The 15,696-nt window shown below is 73.0% G+C and carries 14 protein-coding genes; 7 read left to right on the top strand and 7 right to left on the bottom strand.

The window, feature by feature from the left end; all coding sequences use genetic code 11:
* Positions 1-119 precede the first annotated feature (119 nt).
* Positions 120-917, top strand: a complete 798-nt coding sequence (locus tag WMF27_RS09985; RefSeq protein ID WP_437769140.1) for a sulfite exporter TauE/SafE family protein — start codon at positions 120-122, stop codon at positions 915-917.
* An 8-nt stretch (positions 918-925) separates the two neighbouring features.
* Here the strand turns inward: WMF27_RS09985 and WMF27_RS09980 are convergent, their stop codons facing one another.
* Together WMF27_RS09980 and WMF27_RS09975 are read right to left on the bottom strand one after the other, a co-directional pair.
* Positions 926-1,546, bottom strand: coding sequence for an SAM-dependent methyltransferase (locus WMF27_RS09980; RefSeq protein ID WP_437944103.1), 621 nt, complete (start codon positions 1,544-1,546; stop codon positions 926-928).
* Between the two features lie 15 nt (positions 1,547-1,561).
* Entirely contained in the window at positions 1,562-2,695 is a 1,134-nt protein-coding gene (locus WMF27_RS09975) for a lysylphosphatidylglycerol synthase domain-containing protein (RefSeq protein ID WP_437944102.1), read from the bottom strand.
* A gap of 114 nt (positions 2,696-2,809) precedes the next feature.
* On the opposite strand from WMF27_RS09975, the gene rfbF reads away from it, so the two are divergent.
* Genes rfbF through WMF27_RS09955 form a run of 4 tightly spaced genes read left to right on the top strand, consistent with a single transcriptional unit; the run spans position 2,810 to position 6,634 of the window.
* Positions 2,810-3,580 (top strand): glucose-1-phosphate cytidylyltransferase, encoded by a 771-nt coding sequence (gene rfbF, locus WMF27_RS09970; RefSeq protein WP_437873846.1) that lies wholly within the window; start codon positions 2,810-2,812, stop codon positions 3,578-3,580.
* The gene (rfbG, locus tag WMF27_RS09965) at positions 3,577-4,653 is read left to right on the top strand and encodes a CDP-glucose 4,6-dehydratase (protein WP_437944101.1); all 1,077 of its coding nucleotides are present in this window, start codon (positions 3,577-3,579) and stop codon (positions 4,651-4,653) included. Before rfbF ends, rfbG begins: the two co-directional genes overlap by 4 nt.
* Positions 4,650-5,600, top strand: a complete 951-nt coding sequence (locus WMF27_RS09960; RefSeq protein ID WP_437944100.1) for an NAD-dependent epimerase/dehydratase family protein — start codon at positions 4,650-4,652, stop codon at positions 5,598-5,600. The genes rfbG and WMF27_RS09960 overlap by 4 nt, the downstream gene beginning before the upstream one ends.
* Positions 5,597-6,634 carry a glycosyltransferase family 2 protein gene (locus WMF27_RS09955; RefSeq protein WP_437944099.1) on the top strand — a complete coding sequence of 346 codons (1,038 nt, stop codon included), beginning with the start codon at positions 5,597-5,599 and terminating at the stop codon, positions 6,632-6,634. Before WMF27_RS09960 ends, WMF27_RS09955 begins: the two co-directional genes overlap by 4 nt.
* On the opposite strand, the gene WMF27_RS09950 is transcribed toward WMF27_RS09955, so the two are convergent.
* The 4 genes from WMF27_RS09950 to WMF27_RS09935 all read right to left on the bottom strand — a co-directional run bounded on the left by WMF27_RS09950 (position 6,592) and on the right by WMF27_RS09935 (position 12,331).
* Entirely contained in the window at positions 6,592-8,325 is a 1,734-nt protein-coding gene (locus tag WMF27_RS09950) for a DUF6798 domain-containing protein (protein WP_437944098.1), read from the bottom strand. The two genes, WMF27_RS09955 and WMF27_RS09950, sit on opposite strands and share 43 nt — an antisense overlap.
* A 127-nt stretch (positions 8,326-8,452) precedes the next feature.
* Entirely contained in the window at positions 8,453-9,184 is a 732-nt protein-coding gene (aqpZ, locus tag WMF27_RS09945; protein ID WP_437944097.1) for an aquaporin Z, read from the bottom strand.
* A 211-nt stretch (positions 9,185-9,395) separates the two neighbouring features.
* On the bottom strand, positions 9,396-11,336 hold the full coding sequence (locus WMF27_RS09940) for a GNAT family N-acetyltransferase (RefSeq protein ID WP_437944096.1): 1,941 nt from the start codon (positions 11,334-11,336) through the stop codon (positions 9,396-9,398).
* A 188-nt stretch (positions 11,337-11,524) separates the two neighbouring features.
* Positions 11,525-12,331 (bottom strand): class I SAM-dependent methyltransferase, encoded by an 807-nt coding sequence (locus WMF27_RS09935; protein ID WP_437944095.1) that lies wholly within the window; start codon positions 12,329-12,331, stop codon positions 11,525-11,527.
* Positions 12,332-12,565: 234 nt separating this feature from the next.
* Between WMF27_RS09935 and WMF27_RS09930 the strand changes: the two genes are divergently transcribed.
* Positions 12,566-13,108, top strand: a complete 543-nt coding sequence (locus WMF27_RS09930; protein WP_437944094.1) for a DinB family protein — start codon at positions 12,566-12,568, stop codon at positions 13,106-13,108.
* Positions 13,109-13,192: 84 nt separating this feature from the next.
* Here the strand turns inward: WMF27_RS09930 and WMF27_RS09925 are convergent, their stop codons facing one another.
* Complete coding sequence (locus WMF27_RS09925; protein ID WP_437944093.1) at positions 13,193-14,710, bottom strand: hypothetical protein; 1,518 nt, start codon at positions 14,708-14,710, stop codon at positions 13,193-13,195.
* A gap of 597 nt (positions 14,711-15,307) precedes the next feature.
* Here WMF27_RS09925 and WMF27_RS09920 point away from each other — a divergent pair.
* A complete protein-coding gene (locus WMF27_RS09920) occupies positions 15,308-15,649 on the top strand; it encodes a hypothetical protein (protein ID WP_437944092.1) in 342 nt (113 codons plus the stop codon).
* Positions 15,650-15,696 lie beyond the last annotated feature (47 nt).

Here is a 15,696-nt window from a genome sequence, read left to right as displayed (position 1 = left end):
TCGGCTCTCCGAGGAGGAGCGACCGCCGGGGTCGGCCGCAATGCCATCCTAGGGGCGCCGCGCCCGCCCCCTCAAGCGCGGCGGTTGACAGGCCGGCGGGGCTCGGGCGATCTCGCGCCGTGGATCTGACCAGAGCGGCACTGCTCGCCGGCGGCGCTGCTGTCGCCGGCGCCATCAACGCTGTGGCGGGGGGCGGCACGCTGGTGTCGTTCCCCGCGGCGATCGCGGCGGGGCTGCCCCCGCTCGCCGCGAACGCGACGAACGCCGTGGCGCTCACGCCGGCGTCGCTCGCGTCGGCGTGGGCGTATCGCCGGGAGCTCTCCCGGGACTACCGGGTCCTCGGCGTCCTGTTCCTGCCCTCGCTGCTCGGCGGCGTCGTGGGCTCGGCGCTCCTGCTCGTGACGCCGCAGCGCGTGTTCGACGCCGCGGTGCCGGGGCTCGTGCTCGTCGCGACGCTGCTCCTGCTCTGGCAGAACCTGCGCCCGGCGAAGCCCTCCGCGGCGCCGTCCTCCGCGGCGGATGCCGGCGCGGAGCGCTTCGCGCTGCCCTCCCGGCCGTGGCTCGTGTTCCTGCTCCAGTTCCTCGTGAGCGTCTACGGCGGCTACTTCGGCGCGGGCATCGGCATCATGATGCTCGCGCTGCTCTCCTCGTTCGCGGGCGACGTGGACATCCACCGGCTGAACGGGATCAAGACGGTGCTCGCGAGCCTGATCAACGGCGTGGCGGCGCTCGCGTTCCTGTTCGCGGGCGCGGTCGACGCGGTCGCCACGCCGATCATGATGGCGGCGGCGGTGGTGGGCTCGCTCGCCGGCGCCGTGGTCGCCCGCCGCATCGAGCCCAGGAAGGTGCGGTGGTTCGTGGTCGCCCTCGGCCTCACGCTCACGGCCAAGCTCGCGTGGGACCGGCTCGGCGGCTAGCCCGGGCGCTACGCGACCCGCGGCGCCTCGAGGCTCATCATGAAATGGGAGGCGGGCATCCTGAGGGTGTCGCCCACGAAGCGCTCTTCGATCCGGCCGAAGGACCGGTCGGCGAGCCGCCGGAACGCCTGCGGGGTGCGGATGTAGTCGCCGCGATCGTTCTTCGCGATGAGCCGCGCCAGCGAGGACTGGCCCTCCCAGAGGGCGGTGTCGAGCGTGATCACGCGGCCCGAGGGGCGGATCGAGCGCGCGACCAGGGAGAGCAGCGAGCTCGCCACCTCGTCGTCCACGTGGTGCAAGAGGCCCAGCATCAGGACCCGGTCGAAGGGGGCCAGCGCGCGCGCGTGCAGCTCGCCGAACGGCTCGTCGTAGAACCTGGCCCGATCCCCGTGGCGCGCGCGAGCCGCCGCGATGTGGCGGCGGTCGGTGTCGAACCCGTGGTAGTCGACCGACGGCAGGCGATCGAAGTAGTACGCAGGGCCGCAGCCGATATCGAGCACGCGATCGCCGGGGCGCAGATCGAGCGCATCGAGGCACGCGCGCCGGGCCAGGTCGGCCCCGACGAGGCGCTGGGAGAGGACGTACAGGGCGGCATGGCCGCGATCGAGCAGGTGGGAGGAGAGCGCCATGAAAGGGCGGCGAGCCTAGCTCGCGCCCGGCGGCGAGGGTAGCCCCTGCGGCCTCACGTCCTCGGCCGGATTTTCCGCGAACGTCTGGCTCAGCGGCGCCCCCTCCACCGCGAGCGCGAGCGCGCCGAGCAGCACCGCGAGCCCGATCTGCAGCGAGTAGGTCGAGAAGACGAGCGCCGAGCCGGGGCCCATCACGACCTCCGGCGCGAAGTAGAGCGAGAGCGCCGCGTAGACCGCCATCTGAAACGTGCCGAAATACCCCGGCGCGTTCGGGAGGAGGACGCCGAGGTGGAGCACGCCGACGAGGACAGCCGCCCGCGCGAAGTCGATGGGCAGAAGGCCGCACCCGAAGGCCAGGATCTGCATCGCCCACACGTTCAGGAGGAAGTACCCCGCCGTCGCCAGGAGGAACGGGGCGGTGTACCGGAGCCGGGGCAGGAAGCCGAGGCCCGAGGCGACCCGCTCCACGGCGTCGGCCAGGCGGCCCGCGAGCTTCGTCGAGACGAGCCCGACCACGCGCTCGGTCGCGCGCCGCGCCCAGGCCCTGCGGAAATAGAAGACGCCGATCGCGAGGAACGCGGCGCCGAAGACGGCGAGCGCCAGGTAGGCGGCGCGCGGGACGGCGGCGGCGGGGACCGCGAGATCGCCGATCCGATCCGGGAGCGGCTCGCTGGGGCGCGCGAGCGCGAGCCCGGCGAGGAGCAGCGCGCTGAGGAACAGGCCGTCGATGATCCGCTCGGCGGCCACCGTGCCCGCCGCCGCCCACGCCGACAGGCCGCGGCGGCGGATGAGCAGCGGGCGCACCGCCTCCCCGGTGCGGAACGGCATCAGCACGAGCGCGCCATAACCGATGAAGGAGACGGCGACGACGCGCCGGAGCGGCACGGGCTCGATGGGCTCGAGCAACCACGTCCAGCGGTGGGATCGCAGGTAAAGCGCGCCGACGTAGAGCACCCCGTGCAGCGCCACGGCCCACCACGCGACGCCCGCGAACGCGGCCCTGTCCGGCACGACGGGCAGCCCCCCGGCGCGCAGCACCCACGCGCAGCCGAGCGCGACGACGAGCGACGCCGCGATCGCGAGGCGATGCCTCTGCAAGCTCCGGAACCGGAAGAGGCCTCGCAGCGACGCCCGCTTCGCCATGCTCATGCGGCCGCGTCTACCACGACCCCGCTGCCCGAGGTAGCGAAGCACGATGTGCCCACAGTTCGCGCCGTGTAAGTTCCGTCGTTCTGATCTATCCTCCGGCGCCCCATGGAACCCATGAAGGTCGTCCTGCTCGCCGGAGGCTTCGGAAGCCGGCTCGCCGAGCACACCGAGGCTCGTCCGAAGCCGATGATCGAGATCGGCCCGTATCCGATCCTCTGGCACATCATGCAGATCTACGCGGGCCACGGGTTCAACGACTTCGTCGTGGCCTGTGGCTACAAGGGCGAGGTCATCAAGGATTACTTCCACAACTTCTACGTTCGCAGCGCGGATTACGTGGTGAACCTGCGCGACGGCGCCCAGCGCTTCGTCCGCAGCGCTGCGCCCGACTGGACCGTGGCCCTCGTGGACACGGGGCTCCACACGATGACGGGCGGCCGGCTCCGGCGGCTCGACGGCTGGCTCGACGGCCCGCGCTTCATGTGCACCTACGGCGACGGCGTGGGCGACGTGGATATCCGCCGCCTCGTCGAGTTCCACAAGTCCCACGGCAAGCTCGCCACGGTCACGGCCGTCCGCCCGCCGGCGCGCTTCGGCGGGCTCTCGCTCGAGGGCAACCTCGTCCGCGAGTTCTCGGAGAAGCCCCAGTCCGGCGAGGGCTGGATCAACGGCGGGTTCTTCGTGTTCGAGCGGCGCGCGCTCGACTACATGACCGACGACACCACCGTGCTCGAGCGCGAGCCGCTCGAGCGGCTCGCCTCGGAGGGCCAGCTCGCGGCGTACCGGCACGACGGCTTCTGGCAGCCGATGGACACGCTGCGGGAGAAGCGGCTCCTCGAGTCGCTGTGGGAGTCGGGCAAGGCGCCCTGGAAGACCTGGGCATGACCGGCCGCGGCGGCTCGTTCTTCGCCGGGCGCGCGGTGCTCGTCACCGGGCACACGGGCTTCAAGGGCAGCTGGCTCTCGCGCTGGCTGACGCTCATGGGCGCGCGCGTGGTGGGCTTCTCGCTGCCGCCGGAGGGGCGGCCGAACCTGTTCGAGCTCGCGGGCATCGCGGGCGACGTCGCCTCCGTGACCGGCGACGTGCGGGATCTGCCGGCGCTGCTCTCCGTGGTCGAGGAGCACCGGCCGGAGATCGTGCTGCACCTCGCGGCCCAGCCGCTCGTCCGGCGCTCGTACCGCGAGCCCGCGGAGACGTTCGCGACCAACGTGATGGGGACGGTGAACGTGCTCGAGGCGTGCCGGCGCGTGGGCTCCGCGCGCGCCATCGTCGTCGTGACCTCGGACAAGTGTTACGAGAACCGCGAGTGGGTCTGGGGCTACCGCGAGGACGAGCCCATGGGCGGGCACGACCCGTACAGCAGCAGCAAGGGCTGCGCCGAGCTCGTCACGGCGGCCTACCGGCGCTCGTTCTTCTCCGGCAGCGGCGCGGCGGTGGCGTCCGCGCGGGCGGGGAACGTGATCGGCGGGGGCGACTTCTCCGAGGATCGGCTGGTGCCCGACATCGTGCGCGGCGTCGCCGCCGGGGAGCCGATCGTCATCCGCAACCCGCTCGCGACCCGGCCCTGGCAGCACGTGCTCGAGCCGCTCGGGGGCTACCTCCTGCTCGCGCGGCGGCTGTGCGAGGCGCCCGCGGCCCACGAGGGCGGGTGGAACTTCGGGCCGCGCGACGGCGACACGTGCGCGGTCGGCGGCGTCGCCGAGCGGCTCATCCGGCAGCTCGGGCGCGGCGAGCTCAGGCTCGTGCCGCCCGAGCACCGCTCCGGCCCGCACGAGGCGCAGCTGCTGCACCTCGACATCAGCAAGGCGCGCGCCCGGCTCGGCTGGACGCCGCGGCTCACGCTCGACGAGACCGTCGCGCTGACGGCGCGCTGGTACCGCGCGTACCTCGACGACCCCGCGTCGAGCCGCGCCGAGCTCGACGCGCAGATCCGCGCGTACGGGGTCGACCTCGCATGAGCGCCGGGCTCGGTGCGGTCCTCGTCACCGGCGCCACGGGGTTCATCGGCGCGGCGCTCGCGGCGCGGCTCGCGGCGACGGGCGCGCGGACGGCGTGCATCGTCCGCGCGGAGAGCCCCCGCCGGGCGCGGCTCGCGGGCATCGCCGGGGTGGAGATCACGCCCGTCGCGTCGTTCTCGACGCCGGAGCTCGCGCGGGCCGTCGCGGCGATCCGGCCCGAGGTGGTCTTTCACCTGGCCGCGTCCGGGGTGAACCCGAGCGAGCGGGATCCGGAGCTCGTGGTGGACGGGAACGTGGGGTTGACCACGCGCCTGCTCGCGGCGCTCGAGGCGCACCGGCCGGCGCGCTTCCTCCACGCGGGCTCGTGCTCCGAGTACGCCCCGGCCCCGGAGCCCGCGCGCCTCCGCGAGGACCACCCGCTCGATCCGGCGTGCGTCTACGGCGCGGCCAAGGCGGCCGCCTACCTCTGCGGCAAGGCCGTCGCGGCGCGGCTCCAGATCCCCTTCGTCGCGCTGCGGCTCTTCGGCGTCTACGGCCCGGGCGAGGGCCCCGCGCGCCTCATCCCTCACCTCATCGCGCGCTTCCGGGCGGGCGAGGCGCCGGCCCTGACGCCCGGCGCGCAGGCGCGCGACCTCACCTACGTCGACGACGTGGTCGAGGCGCTGATCGCCGCCGCGACGTCGAGAGGCCTCGAGTCCGGTGTGTACAACGTGTGCTCGGGCGCGCCGGTGCGCGTCCGCGAGGTGGCCGAGCGCGTCGCGCGCGCGGCGGGCTGGCCCGGCGGCGACCTGGGCCTCGGGCGCCTCCCCTACCGGGACGGCGAGCCCATGTGGATCGTCGGGGATCCATCCCGCTTCGCGGAGGCGACCGGGTGGCGGCCCCGGATCGCGCTCGACGAGGGGGTGCGGCGCATGATCGAGGCCGCCGATGCAGAGAGGGCGCCGTGAGCGACGCGGGGAGCAGGCGCAGGCTGATCTCGATCGTCGTGCCGGTCTACAACGAGGAGCGCAACGTGGCCCCGCTGTACGAGGCGATCACCGCGGTGATGCGCCGCATCGCGGATCGGTACGACCACGAGCTCGTCTTCACCGACAACCGCAGCACCGACGGGACCTTCGACGAGCTCGTGAAGCTGGCGGCGCGGGACGAGCGGGTCCGCGTCTTCCGCTTCTCTCGCAACTTCGGCTTCCAGCGCTCCATCTACACGGGATACATGAAGGCGCGCGGGGACGCGGCCGTGCAGATCGACTGCGACCTGCAGGACCCGCCGGAGCTCATCCTCGATTTCGTGAAGGAATGGGAGGCGGGCGCCCAGGTGGTTTACGGGATCCGCCGCAGCCGCAAGGAGGGCTATCGCATCACCCTGCTCCGGCGGGTGTTCTACCGCCTGATCGATTTCCTCAGCGAGGATCACCTGCCCCACGACGCGGGCGACTTCCGGCTGGTGGATCGCCGGGTGCTCGAGGTGCTGCGCCAGGTCGACGACACGAAGCCCTACCTGCGCGGGACGCTGGCCACGCTCGGGTTCAAGCAGACGGGCATCGCCTACGATCGGGCCGCGCGGGAGCGGGGCGAGAGCAAGTTCCGGATGAAGGATCTCGTCGGGCTGGCGCTCGACGGCATCCTCAGCCACTCGACCGTACCGCTCCGGGTCGCGACCTACACGGGGCTCGTGGTCTCGGCGCTGACGCTCCTCGCGATCGCGGGCTACGCCGTCGGCAGGGTCGTCTATGGCGCGGACTGGCCTGCTGGCTTCGCGACGACGACGCTGCTCATCCTGCTCTCGCTGAGCATCAACGCCCTGTTCCTGGGGATCATCGGCGAGTACGTGGGCCGCATCTACCAGCAGGTGCGCAAGCGCCCGCTCACGATCATCGACCAGAGCGTGGACCGGGCGCCGCCGCGCGAGGCGGGCGCAGCGCCCCAGGCCGAGATCCGTTATTCGCGGACGTCCAGCACGGTGAACCCGCGGTTGGAATAAGCCGTCTTGTACCTGCGCAGCTCCTTGTTCTGGCCGCGGCGCACGACGACGTAATCCACGCCGTAACGTTGCCGCAGGGCCTGGACGCGGGCCTCGTCGAGGCTGCTGTAGCCCCCGAGATCCCGGTGGCTGCGGATCTTGCGCCCGGTGACGTCCTCCAGCCGGCGGATCCACTCGAGCACCTCGCCCGGGACGATGGGGTTCGACTTCCAGTCGACGACGATCGGCCGCTGCCCGTGGTAACGCATCCTCTCGTTGTCCGGCGGCGTCAGGAAGATCGCGTCGACAGGGGTGCTGGCCTGCATCCAGGTGAAGAGGGCCCGCTCGTCGGCGCGCAGGCCGGAGAGGACGCTGGAGCTCCGGCGGACTTCCTGGAGCCTCGGCACGAGGAAGGTGAGCAGGACGGCGACCGCGGCGGCGAGCCCCACGAGCGCGCCGCCGCGCTGCCAGAGCGCGCGGGCGCGCGCGAGGCCGGGCTCGGGCACGAAGCGCCGGGCGGACTCCGAGGCGAGCCAGGACAGCGCGGCAACGGCCACGACCCCGGCGGCCAGCGCCGGGAGGCGCGCAGACTTCTCGACGCTGCCGTGCAGGGCGAGGGCCCCGAGGCCGCCGACGATCAGGGCCATCGCGGTGACGCCGTAGCGACGCCCGGCGGAGGGCTCGAGGATGACGCGCACCGCCCCCGCGCACGCCAGCGCCGTGAGGAGCAGCTCCACGTGCGGGGTGATGCGCCACGGGAAGAGCTGCGTGACCGGGCGCAGCTGCGCGAGCGCCGAGAGGCCGACGCCCATCCAGATCACGAGGAGGAGCGCGAGGATCAGGGTGACCAGCCTCGCCGCGGGGCCCTTGCGGTTCCTGGTGAGCGGCACGGCCGCGCCCAGCCCGAGCAGGTGCCACGCGATGAAGCCGAGGAAATCGCGCTCGCGGCCGTGGATCATGAAATGGTGAGGGGCCCGGATGGTGGTGTAGATCTCCTGCGCGAGCCGCGCGTCCTTCGCCCCGGCGGTGGCGAGGATCATCGGCGCGAAGAGCGCCAGCACCGCCAGCGGCGGCAGGAGCTGCCGCGAGGCGCGGCGCCAGAGCTCTTTCGGGTCGCGCACGCCGAGCCCGAGGTGCGCGAGCGCGTACGCGCCGAAGAAGAGGATCAGGTAGTTGGCGTGGAAGAGGCCGCTCACGGCGAGCGCGATGCCGGAGGCGAGCCACTGGCCCCGCACGAAGAACGGCACCGAGATGAAGAACGCCGCGGTGCCGAGCGATGAGGGCTGGAGGATATAATCGAACGCGAAGATGGCGCAGGCGCCCCGGGTGCGCGTGAGCGTGGCGAACGCGACGAGCAGGAGAAAGCCGGGCAGCGCGTGGCGGCGATCGACGAGGGCGCGCAGCAGGAAGTAGAGGGCTGCCGTGCCGGCGCCGATGACCACGGTCTGGGCGATGCCGACGGCCCACCCCTTCTCATTGAGCGCGAGGAGCCCGGCAGCCAGGTACTTGAACGTGGGGTGATAGTGCGTCGTGCTGGTCGCGAACCAGTCCCGCGCGAGGATGTCGGGGTGCACGAGCCGCAGCGACCCGAGCATGTACACGACCTGGTTGTTGATGCCGCAATTCCACCCGAACGAGGCCCCGAACAGCAGCGATACCACCGCCGCCAGCGTGACCTCAGCGCGATCCCTGATGCGTTCTAGCCCGGACATGGCGGCGCGAGACTAGCGCGCGGCCGAGCGCACCGCCAAGGGGCAGCTCGCTTGCTCTCGCGGCGTGTCCGCCGGCGTCTTCTCGGCCGCCTCAGCCTCCTGGGCCTTGTCCCCCTCGTCCCCCTCGTCAGATGACCGGCGGCGACGTGACGACGGCCCGGCCCGGCCTCGGGCCCACGAGCACCGGATAGAGGACGCCGGCGAGCACGCCGCCGGCGAGCGGGGCGAGCCAGAAGAGCCAGAGCTGAGACAGCGCCCCTCCGCCGACGAACAGGGCAGGACCGGTGGAGCGCGCCGGGTTCACCGACATGTTCGTGACCGGGATCCCGATGAGGTGAACCAGCGTGAGCGCGAGCCCGATGGCGATCGGCGCGAACCCGCGCGGCGCGCCGTGATCGGTCGCGCCGAGGACCACCGTCACGAAGCCGAACGTGAGGACGATCTCGGTCAGGAGGCTCGCGAAGAGCGAGTATCCGCCGGGCGAGCGCCCGCCGTAGCCGTTCGACGCGAAGCCTGCCTGCACGGCGAAACCGGCGGCGCCGCTGGCGATCGCATAGAGGATGCCGGCGGCGACGATGGCGCCGGCGATCTGGGCGAGGACGTACGGCAGGAGGTCTCGCGCGGGGAAGCGCCCGCCGGTGATCAGGCCGAGCGTCACGGCGGGGTTGAAGTGCGCGCCCGAGATGTGGCCCACCGCGTAGGCCATCGTCAGCATGGAGAGCCCGAACGCGAGCGCCACGCCGAGGAAGCCGATCCCCATCCTGGGATACGCCGCGGAGAGCACGGCGCTCCCGCAGCCGCCGAGCACGAGCCAGAACGTTCCGAGAAACTCTGCGGCCGTACGCCTGGACAACGACATCTCCATCTCTTCTTCTCCCCTGCGGAAGGCCCCCTCGGCGCGGGCCGAGGCGCGGCGGCGGCCGCGCCCGGCCGTGGGGCCATCCGACGGCTGGCGCAGGCCGCACGGTCGACCGGCGGGCACCCCGCCGAGGCGACGCTCCACCGGCCCTTCGTCGACATTGGATGAGCTCCGGCCCGCCGCGTTGCGGTCGGACCGCTTCGAGCGCCCCTCACGGATGCTCGATCTTCCGCAGCCGGTACGCCCGCGCGTCCCACAGCGAGAACGCCCGCTCGCCGCTCGCGAGGACGTCGAACCCGTGGCGGGCCGCGAGCCGCGCGGCGTCGGCCGCGTCGCGCGCGGGGTCGCCGCGGTACGAGTAGCCCAGGACGACGAGCTCCCCGCCCGGCCGCAGCGCCCGGCGCGCCTCCGCGACGAGCCGATCCACGACCTCCGCGCCCGCGGCGACGACGTACGGGAACGAGTCGACCGCGTACACGAGATCGAAGCGGGCCGACGGCGCGTCGCCCAGATCGACGCCCGACGAGACCGCGAGCACGACGTTCGAGCGCCCCGCGCAGCGGCGCCGCGCGGCCTCGATCATGCGCGGCGAGACGTCGAGCCCCCACGCCTCGCGCACCCTCGGCGCGAGCGCCGCCTCGAAGCGGCCGATCCCGCAGCCGATCTGCAGGATCGCGCGGTCCTCCCCGAGCACGCCCCACCGCTCGAGGAGCTCGACCACCTCCCGCGTCGCGCGCTCGAGGATCTCCGGATCGCCGAGCGAGTACGCGGCGACGCTCGCCTCCTCCGAGCGCTCGCAGAGCTCGTCGAACAGCCGCGCGGCGGAGCGACAGGCACCCCGGGCGTCCTCCCCGGCGACGCGCGCGTCCCGGTGCGCGCCCAGCATCGCCGCCACGGTCGCGCACGCGGCGCGCCGCTCGTCCAGGCAGCGGCGCAGCGCCTCGAGGCGCGCCGCCCGCTCCCCCTCCCCCGCCGCCGGCCGCGCGGCGTGCGTGGCGTGCGTGGCGTCGATCGCGCGCGCGGCGGCCTCGAGGTCCCCCGCGACGCCGAGCAGCCGCACCAGGCCGACCTCCGGCGACGCCTCGCCGGACATCACGGCCTGCACCGCGCCCTCGCCGTCGCTCTGCCCGTCGTCCCGCCCGGGCCCGCACGCGCCCCGGCGCCGCAGCCGCCGGCGGAACGTCCAGCGGTCGACGGCGCCCCAGTCGTACTTGTACGGCTCGCGGCCGCGGAGGAAGTCCACGGTCCGCGCGCCCTCGCGCGCCGCGTGCTCGATCGCGCTGGCGAGCATCACGAGCCCCGGGCTGTACCATGCGAGCTCCGGATCGAAGCCGGTGATGTACGACGCGAGCCCGCCGCGCTCGGCGAGCCCGTAGAGCGACGCGATGATCCGCCCGTCGAGCCGCAGGCCGAAGAGCCGCAGCGCGCCCCGCGCGCACAGCGCGCGCGCGGCCTCGCGGTGGAACGGCCGGAGCGCCTCGTCGAGCACGCCCCCCTCGCCGCGCGAGCGCCAGCGCGCCTTGTGGTTCGCGAACAGCGCGTCGAGCAGCTCGTCCACGCTCGCCGCGTCGGCCACGTCGAGGCGCAGGTCCCCGGCCCGCGCGAGCCGCTTCCGCGCGCGGGCGACGCGCGCGCGCATCCCCGCGGGAAACAGCTCGTCCGGCGCGGCGCCCTCGGGGATCGTCACCGCCGGACACGCCTCGTGCCTCTCGACCTCGTCCGACCAGCCGGGGGGCGCCTCGGCCAGGAGCAGCGGCGACGACGCGCGCAGGTCGTGGAGATCGGCGACGTCCCACGCGCCGGCGCGCTCTTCGAGGCAAGCGAGCGCCGCGTCCGCGACCGCGCGCTCGTACCCCGACGCGGCCAGGACATCGTTGTAATCGGTGATCCCGGCGCCGAGCAGCGCGACGACGCGCTCGTCGCCGACGCGGTGAACCGCGAGGGGCGCGAGGCCGACGAGCCCCCCGTCCGACCGGAAGACCAGGGCGAGCACCTCCTCGGGCCCGAGCGCGCGGCACCACGGGATCAGCCACTCCGGCCGCTGGAACGTCGTCGCCGCCGGGCAGCGCTGCCACAGCGCGCTCCACGGCTCCCGCAGCGCCTCGAGCTCCTCGCGGCGGCTCAGCACCTCTACGTCGAGTCGTTCGCTCACCTGCCCTCCGAGCGGCGGGCTCAGCGCTCCTCGGCGCTCGTCGGTCGTCGTCGAGCGCGCGCGGGCGCTCACCGGGCTCCCCGCCCCTGCCGGCGCCGTATCCTCGCAGAGGCGCGCGGCCACGCAACCGGGGCGCGCTACCTCGGAGAGGGCTCTGGAGAGCTCGAGCCAGCCGGCCCGTCGCCTCTCTAAGCCCCTCCCGCGCGCGCCACGGCGAAGATCAGGTGACGTTGCAGCCGGATCCCCTCCGGCGCGCGGCGGCGCTCGAGCTCGGCCGCGAGCGCTGCCTTGACCCGCGTGGCCTCCGCCGGATCGAGGTTGGACAGGAAGTTGCCGAACGAGCTGGCCAGGTAGAACGCGATCACGTCGTCCGTGTCCGCGAAATGGTCCGTGAAGGTGCGGATCTGGAGCCTCGGATCCTCGAAGCCGGCGAGCAGGAGGGTGCTCGTCAGGTCGTCCGAGGTCACCTTGTAGGTCGTGCTGCCGAGCGTCTCCGCGGTGGCGGTCACGCCGAGAGACGACCGCACACCCTCGATCACCTGCTCGAGCTCGTGCGGGCGCTCCCTGGCGGCCGAGCTGATGCCGAGGCGCCCTCCCCGCTTGAGGACCCGGCGCGCCTCGCGCAGCGGGCCGAGCTTCTCGGGCAGCCAGTGGAGCACGCTGTTCAGGAACACGACATCGAAGCTCCCGGCCGCGAACTGCGAGAGATCCTCGGCCTGCCCGACGCTGGCGCGGAAGTTCGGCCAGCGCTTCTGGTTCGCCAGCTCGACCCGGAGCGGCAGCGGATCGACGCCGGCCACCGCGCCGGAGGGGCCGACCCGCTCGGCGACGTAAGCCCCGAGCCGGCCCGTCCCACACCCGACGTCGAGGACGCGCTCGCCCGGGGAAATCTGGAGATCTTCGATGAGCAGCTTTCCGTGGTTGAACTGCCGATCGCTCACGCGATCGTACGTCTCGGCCAGGACAGCTGAATCGAGCGAAAGGCTGACCATCATGGCTCCTTGAGAGAGGAGGTGGAGATCGGCGAAAGACGGGGGCCGAATGGAGGATCTCCCCGAGCGCCACACGTCTGCTATCGAGGACAATAGTCCGCCATAACGGACCGAGCAAGCGCTATCTCGATGGCTGCGCGTGATGTGCGCGTGACGGCGGCGGTGCTGGCCCGGTTTCGCCGTCGGGGGCGGGCGTGGTAGCGTTCGCGCCTGCTCTCGAACAATGAGGAGTCGCTCATGAGCTGGATCGACCAGTACCGCGCCTTGGCTCGCTACAACCGGTGGATGAACGACAGGCTCTTTGCGCTGGTCGGCAAGCTCGACGACGTGGAGCGCAAGCGCGATCGCGGGGCCTTCTTCCGGTCGATCCACGGCACGTTGAACCATATCCTGCTCGCCGACCGCACGTGGATGGGGCGCTTCACCGGCGGCGCGGAGCGGTTCGTCTCCCGCGATCCGAGCGGGGAGGCCATCGAGATCACCGCGCTCTCGCAGGAGCTCTACGCGGACTTCGGCGATCTCTCCCGCGAGCGCGCCAGGACGGACGCCGATATCCTCGCGTGGGTGCACGAGATCGATGACCGGGCGCTCGCGGGCGACCTGACGTACACGCGGAGCGGGACGGTCTACACCTCTCCGCTCTGGTGGTCCGTGGGGCACTTCTTCAATCATCAGACCCATCACCGCGGTCAGGTGACCACCCTGCTCACGCAGATGGGAATCGACCCTGGCGCGACCGATCTGATCGCGATGCTGCGGGACGAGAGCCGCGGGCGATGACGCGCGCCTCGCCCCCCGGCGAGCGCGGATGTCCGATGGCCCGATAGCACCTTGAGCGGGCGGGCGGGCGAGGCCAGCCCGGGATCACCGGGCGGCGCGCCGCCGGCCGTCCTGCCGCGCCTGGCTCGCCGCCCTGACCTCGACGAGCGGATTGCGCGCCTCGGCGGCGCGCAGCCGCTCGAAGCGCTCGATCCTCGCGCGGTTGCCGCTCTGCCGCAGCGTCCGCGCGAGCACCACGCTCTTGGCGAGCCGGATGAACCGCAAGCGGTGGGCCGAGTCCACGTCCTCGACGTCTCTCCTGCCCGCCCGGGGCCCGAACTCGCGTTCGTAGGCGGCCCGGAGCCGGCGCTCTCCGTGGAGGCCCAGCGCGTCCGAGAGCCCCTCGAGCGCGGCCCGCTCCGCCGGGGTCGACCACGAGAGGACCCTGGAATAGGGCGTCGCCATGGTCTCGTGATCGGGCTTGATGACGAAGCGGCGCAGGAACACATCGGACGTCGCGACCGGCACATCGCCCGTCGCCTGGTGGAGGAGGGCGTACGCGAACGCCTCGTTCATCCCCACGAGCTGGTTCCGATCGTAATCGGCGCCGTCGACGCGCTTCCCGAGGCGATCGACGCCCGAGAGGGCGGCGAAGAAGAAGCTGCTGAAATCGGTGTAATCCGCCTCGTCGATCTCGGGCGTGCAGCCCGACGCGGGGCGGTCCCGGGTCGCCGCGAAGAAGCCGACGATGTCGCGCTCGACCAGCTCGCCGTCGGGCCTGCCGCCCTCGAAGAGGAGGTTCGCGAACGAGCCGGAGTAGCACTGGGCCATGACGAGGACGACGGGGGTGCCGCCGGGCAGCTCCTTCATCCGGGCGGCGAGATCGCGCACGGACAGCGCGCCGCCGCCCCAGAGGTCGAACACGTTGTTGTCGAGGTCGTGCCCTGGATCCGGGCTCCCGTGGCCGGCGAAATAGAGCAGCAACGGGTCGGCGGGGCGCGCGTGGACGAACCTGCGCCAGATCGCGTCGAACCCGGGGCGGGTGGTCGCCCCGTCGATGCGCGGCAGCCTGGGCGCGCGGTAGCGCGTCTGGTCGCCGTCGAGGAACTGCACGCTCCGCGTGCCCCGGCGCCCGTCGGCGAAGAGGACGCGCCGCTCCGCCCTGGCCGGGAGCAGCGACTGGAAGTACCGGATGTGGCCTTCGATGGCCACCTGGTTCATGGGCGGCCTCGGGCCGCCGCCCACGACGAGCGCGCGCCAGGCCGCGGGCTCGGGGGAAGCCGGGGCAGGCAGGGCGGGCGGGGCGGGCGAAGCCGGGGGCGCGGCCGGCGCAGGCAAGAGGGCCTGCGGCGCGGCCGGCGCAGGGCGCGGCGGGCGCCGCGGCGAGGGGGCTGGCGCACGGCGCGGCGAGCCCACCGGCGAGGCCGCCGGCGCGGGGCGCGGCGGGTGAGCCTGCGGGGCGGCCGGCGCGGGGCGCAGCGGGCGCAGCGGGCGCGCGCCCGCCGTCGCGGCGGTCGCCGTGGCGACGGCGATCACAGCGACCCGGAGGAGCAGATGGTGCGCGGCGGTCACGTCCTCGGCCTCGGCAGCGCGCGCATCGCGGCGCTCGATTCTAGGTAGCACGACCGGCTCCCCCGCGTCGACACGCGCTCTCTCGATCTCTCTCGGCCGCCCAACCGGCTTGGCCCGGCCCACGTGGGTTACATCGAGCGCGAGCTACACTGGGGACGCCTGGTTCCGTGGCGAGCGCCACCGGGATGCCCTCGCTGCGTACTCGTGGGCCTCCACGAGGGCGCCGCGCGTCGCGTGTCGGCCTGTTTCTGTCTGCCAGGCAGTCTGTCGGCCAGCGTTCAAGCAGGCAGTCTGTCGGCCTCTCTGCTTCTGGTTCAATCGGATCCAGGGGAACGCGATCACCGACGAGGACCTGCGCCAGCCGGCAGCATTTCGCCGCAGGCGGGGCAAATTGCATCGCCGAGCCCATCCTCGACCACAGCAGAGATCCCCTGCTTTCACCGCGGTCTCCGCCAGGTGACCGCGACGCGTCGCGGGCACGACGGCGCGGTCCGGCAGCGCGACGGGCTCCGCGGCGCGCCGCGCTCGGTCCAGGGAGCCACCGTATGGCCGAGGTCGGCCCTCGCGTGCCCGGATCTTCTCATCGGCCTCTGGCATGCGGATTGCCGTTCCCCGCGCCATCGATGCACGAGCACAGGAGGGAAGACCATGTCGGCCAGCTCATCGAAGACGACCATCGTTCATGACGAGATCCGCCAGTGGGTCGAATCGCGCGGAGGCCGCCCGGCGACGGTGAAGAGCACCCAGGAGGGCGGCGAGCCTGGCATCCTCCGCATCGATTTCCCCGGGTACAGCGGGGAAGACACCCTGGAGGAGATCTCGTGGGAGGACTTCTTCGACAAGTTCGAGGAGTCGAACCTCGCCTTCGTGTACCAGGAGAAGACGGCGGACGGGCAGCCGAGCAACTTCTCCAAGCTGGTGAGCCGCCCGGCCGACGTCGGCGGCAAGAAGGCGAAGCAGGGCAAGCAGAAGTCGAGAAAGGCGGCCTGAGCCCGGAAGCCAGGACCCGGCCGGGAGACCGGCAGAGACCGGCACGC

Source organism: Sorangium sp. So ce281, assembly GCF_051527395.1.
GTDB classification, from domain to species: domain Bacteria; phylum Myxococcota_A; class Polyangia; order Polyangiales; family Polyangiaceae; genus Sorangium; species Sorangium cellulosum_B.
The sequence above is the reverse complement of the archived record's forward strand: the minus strand, read 5'-3'. Positions and strand labels throughout refer to the sequence as shown.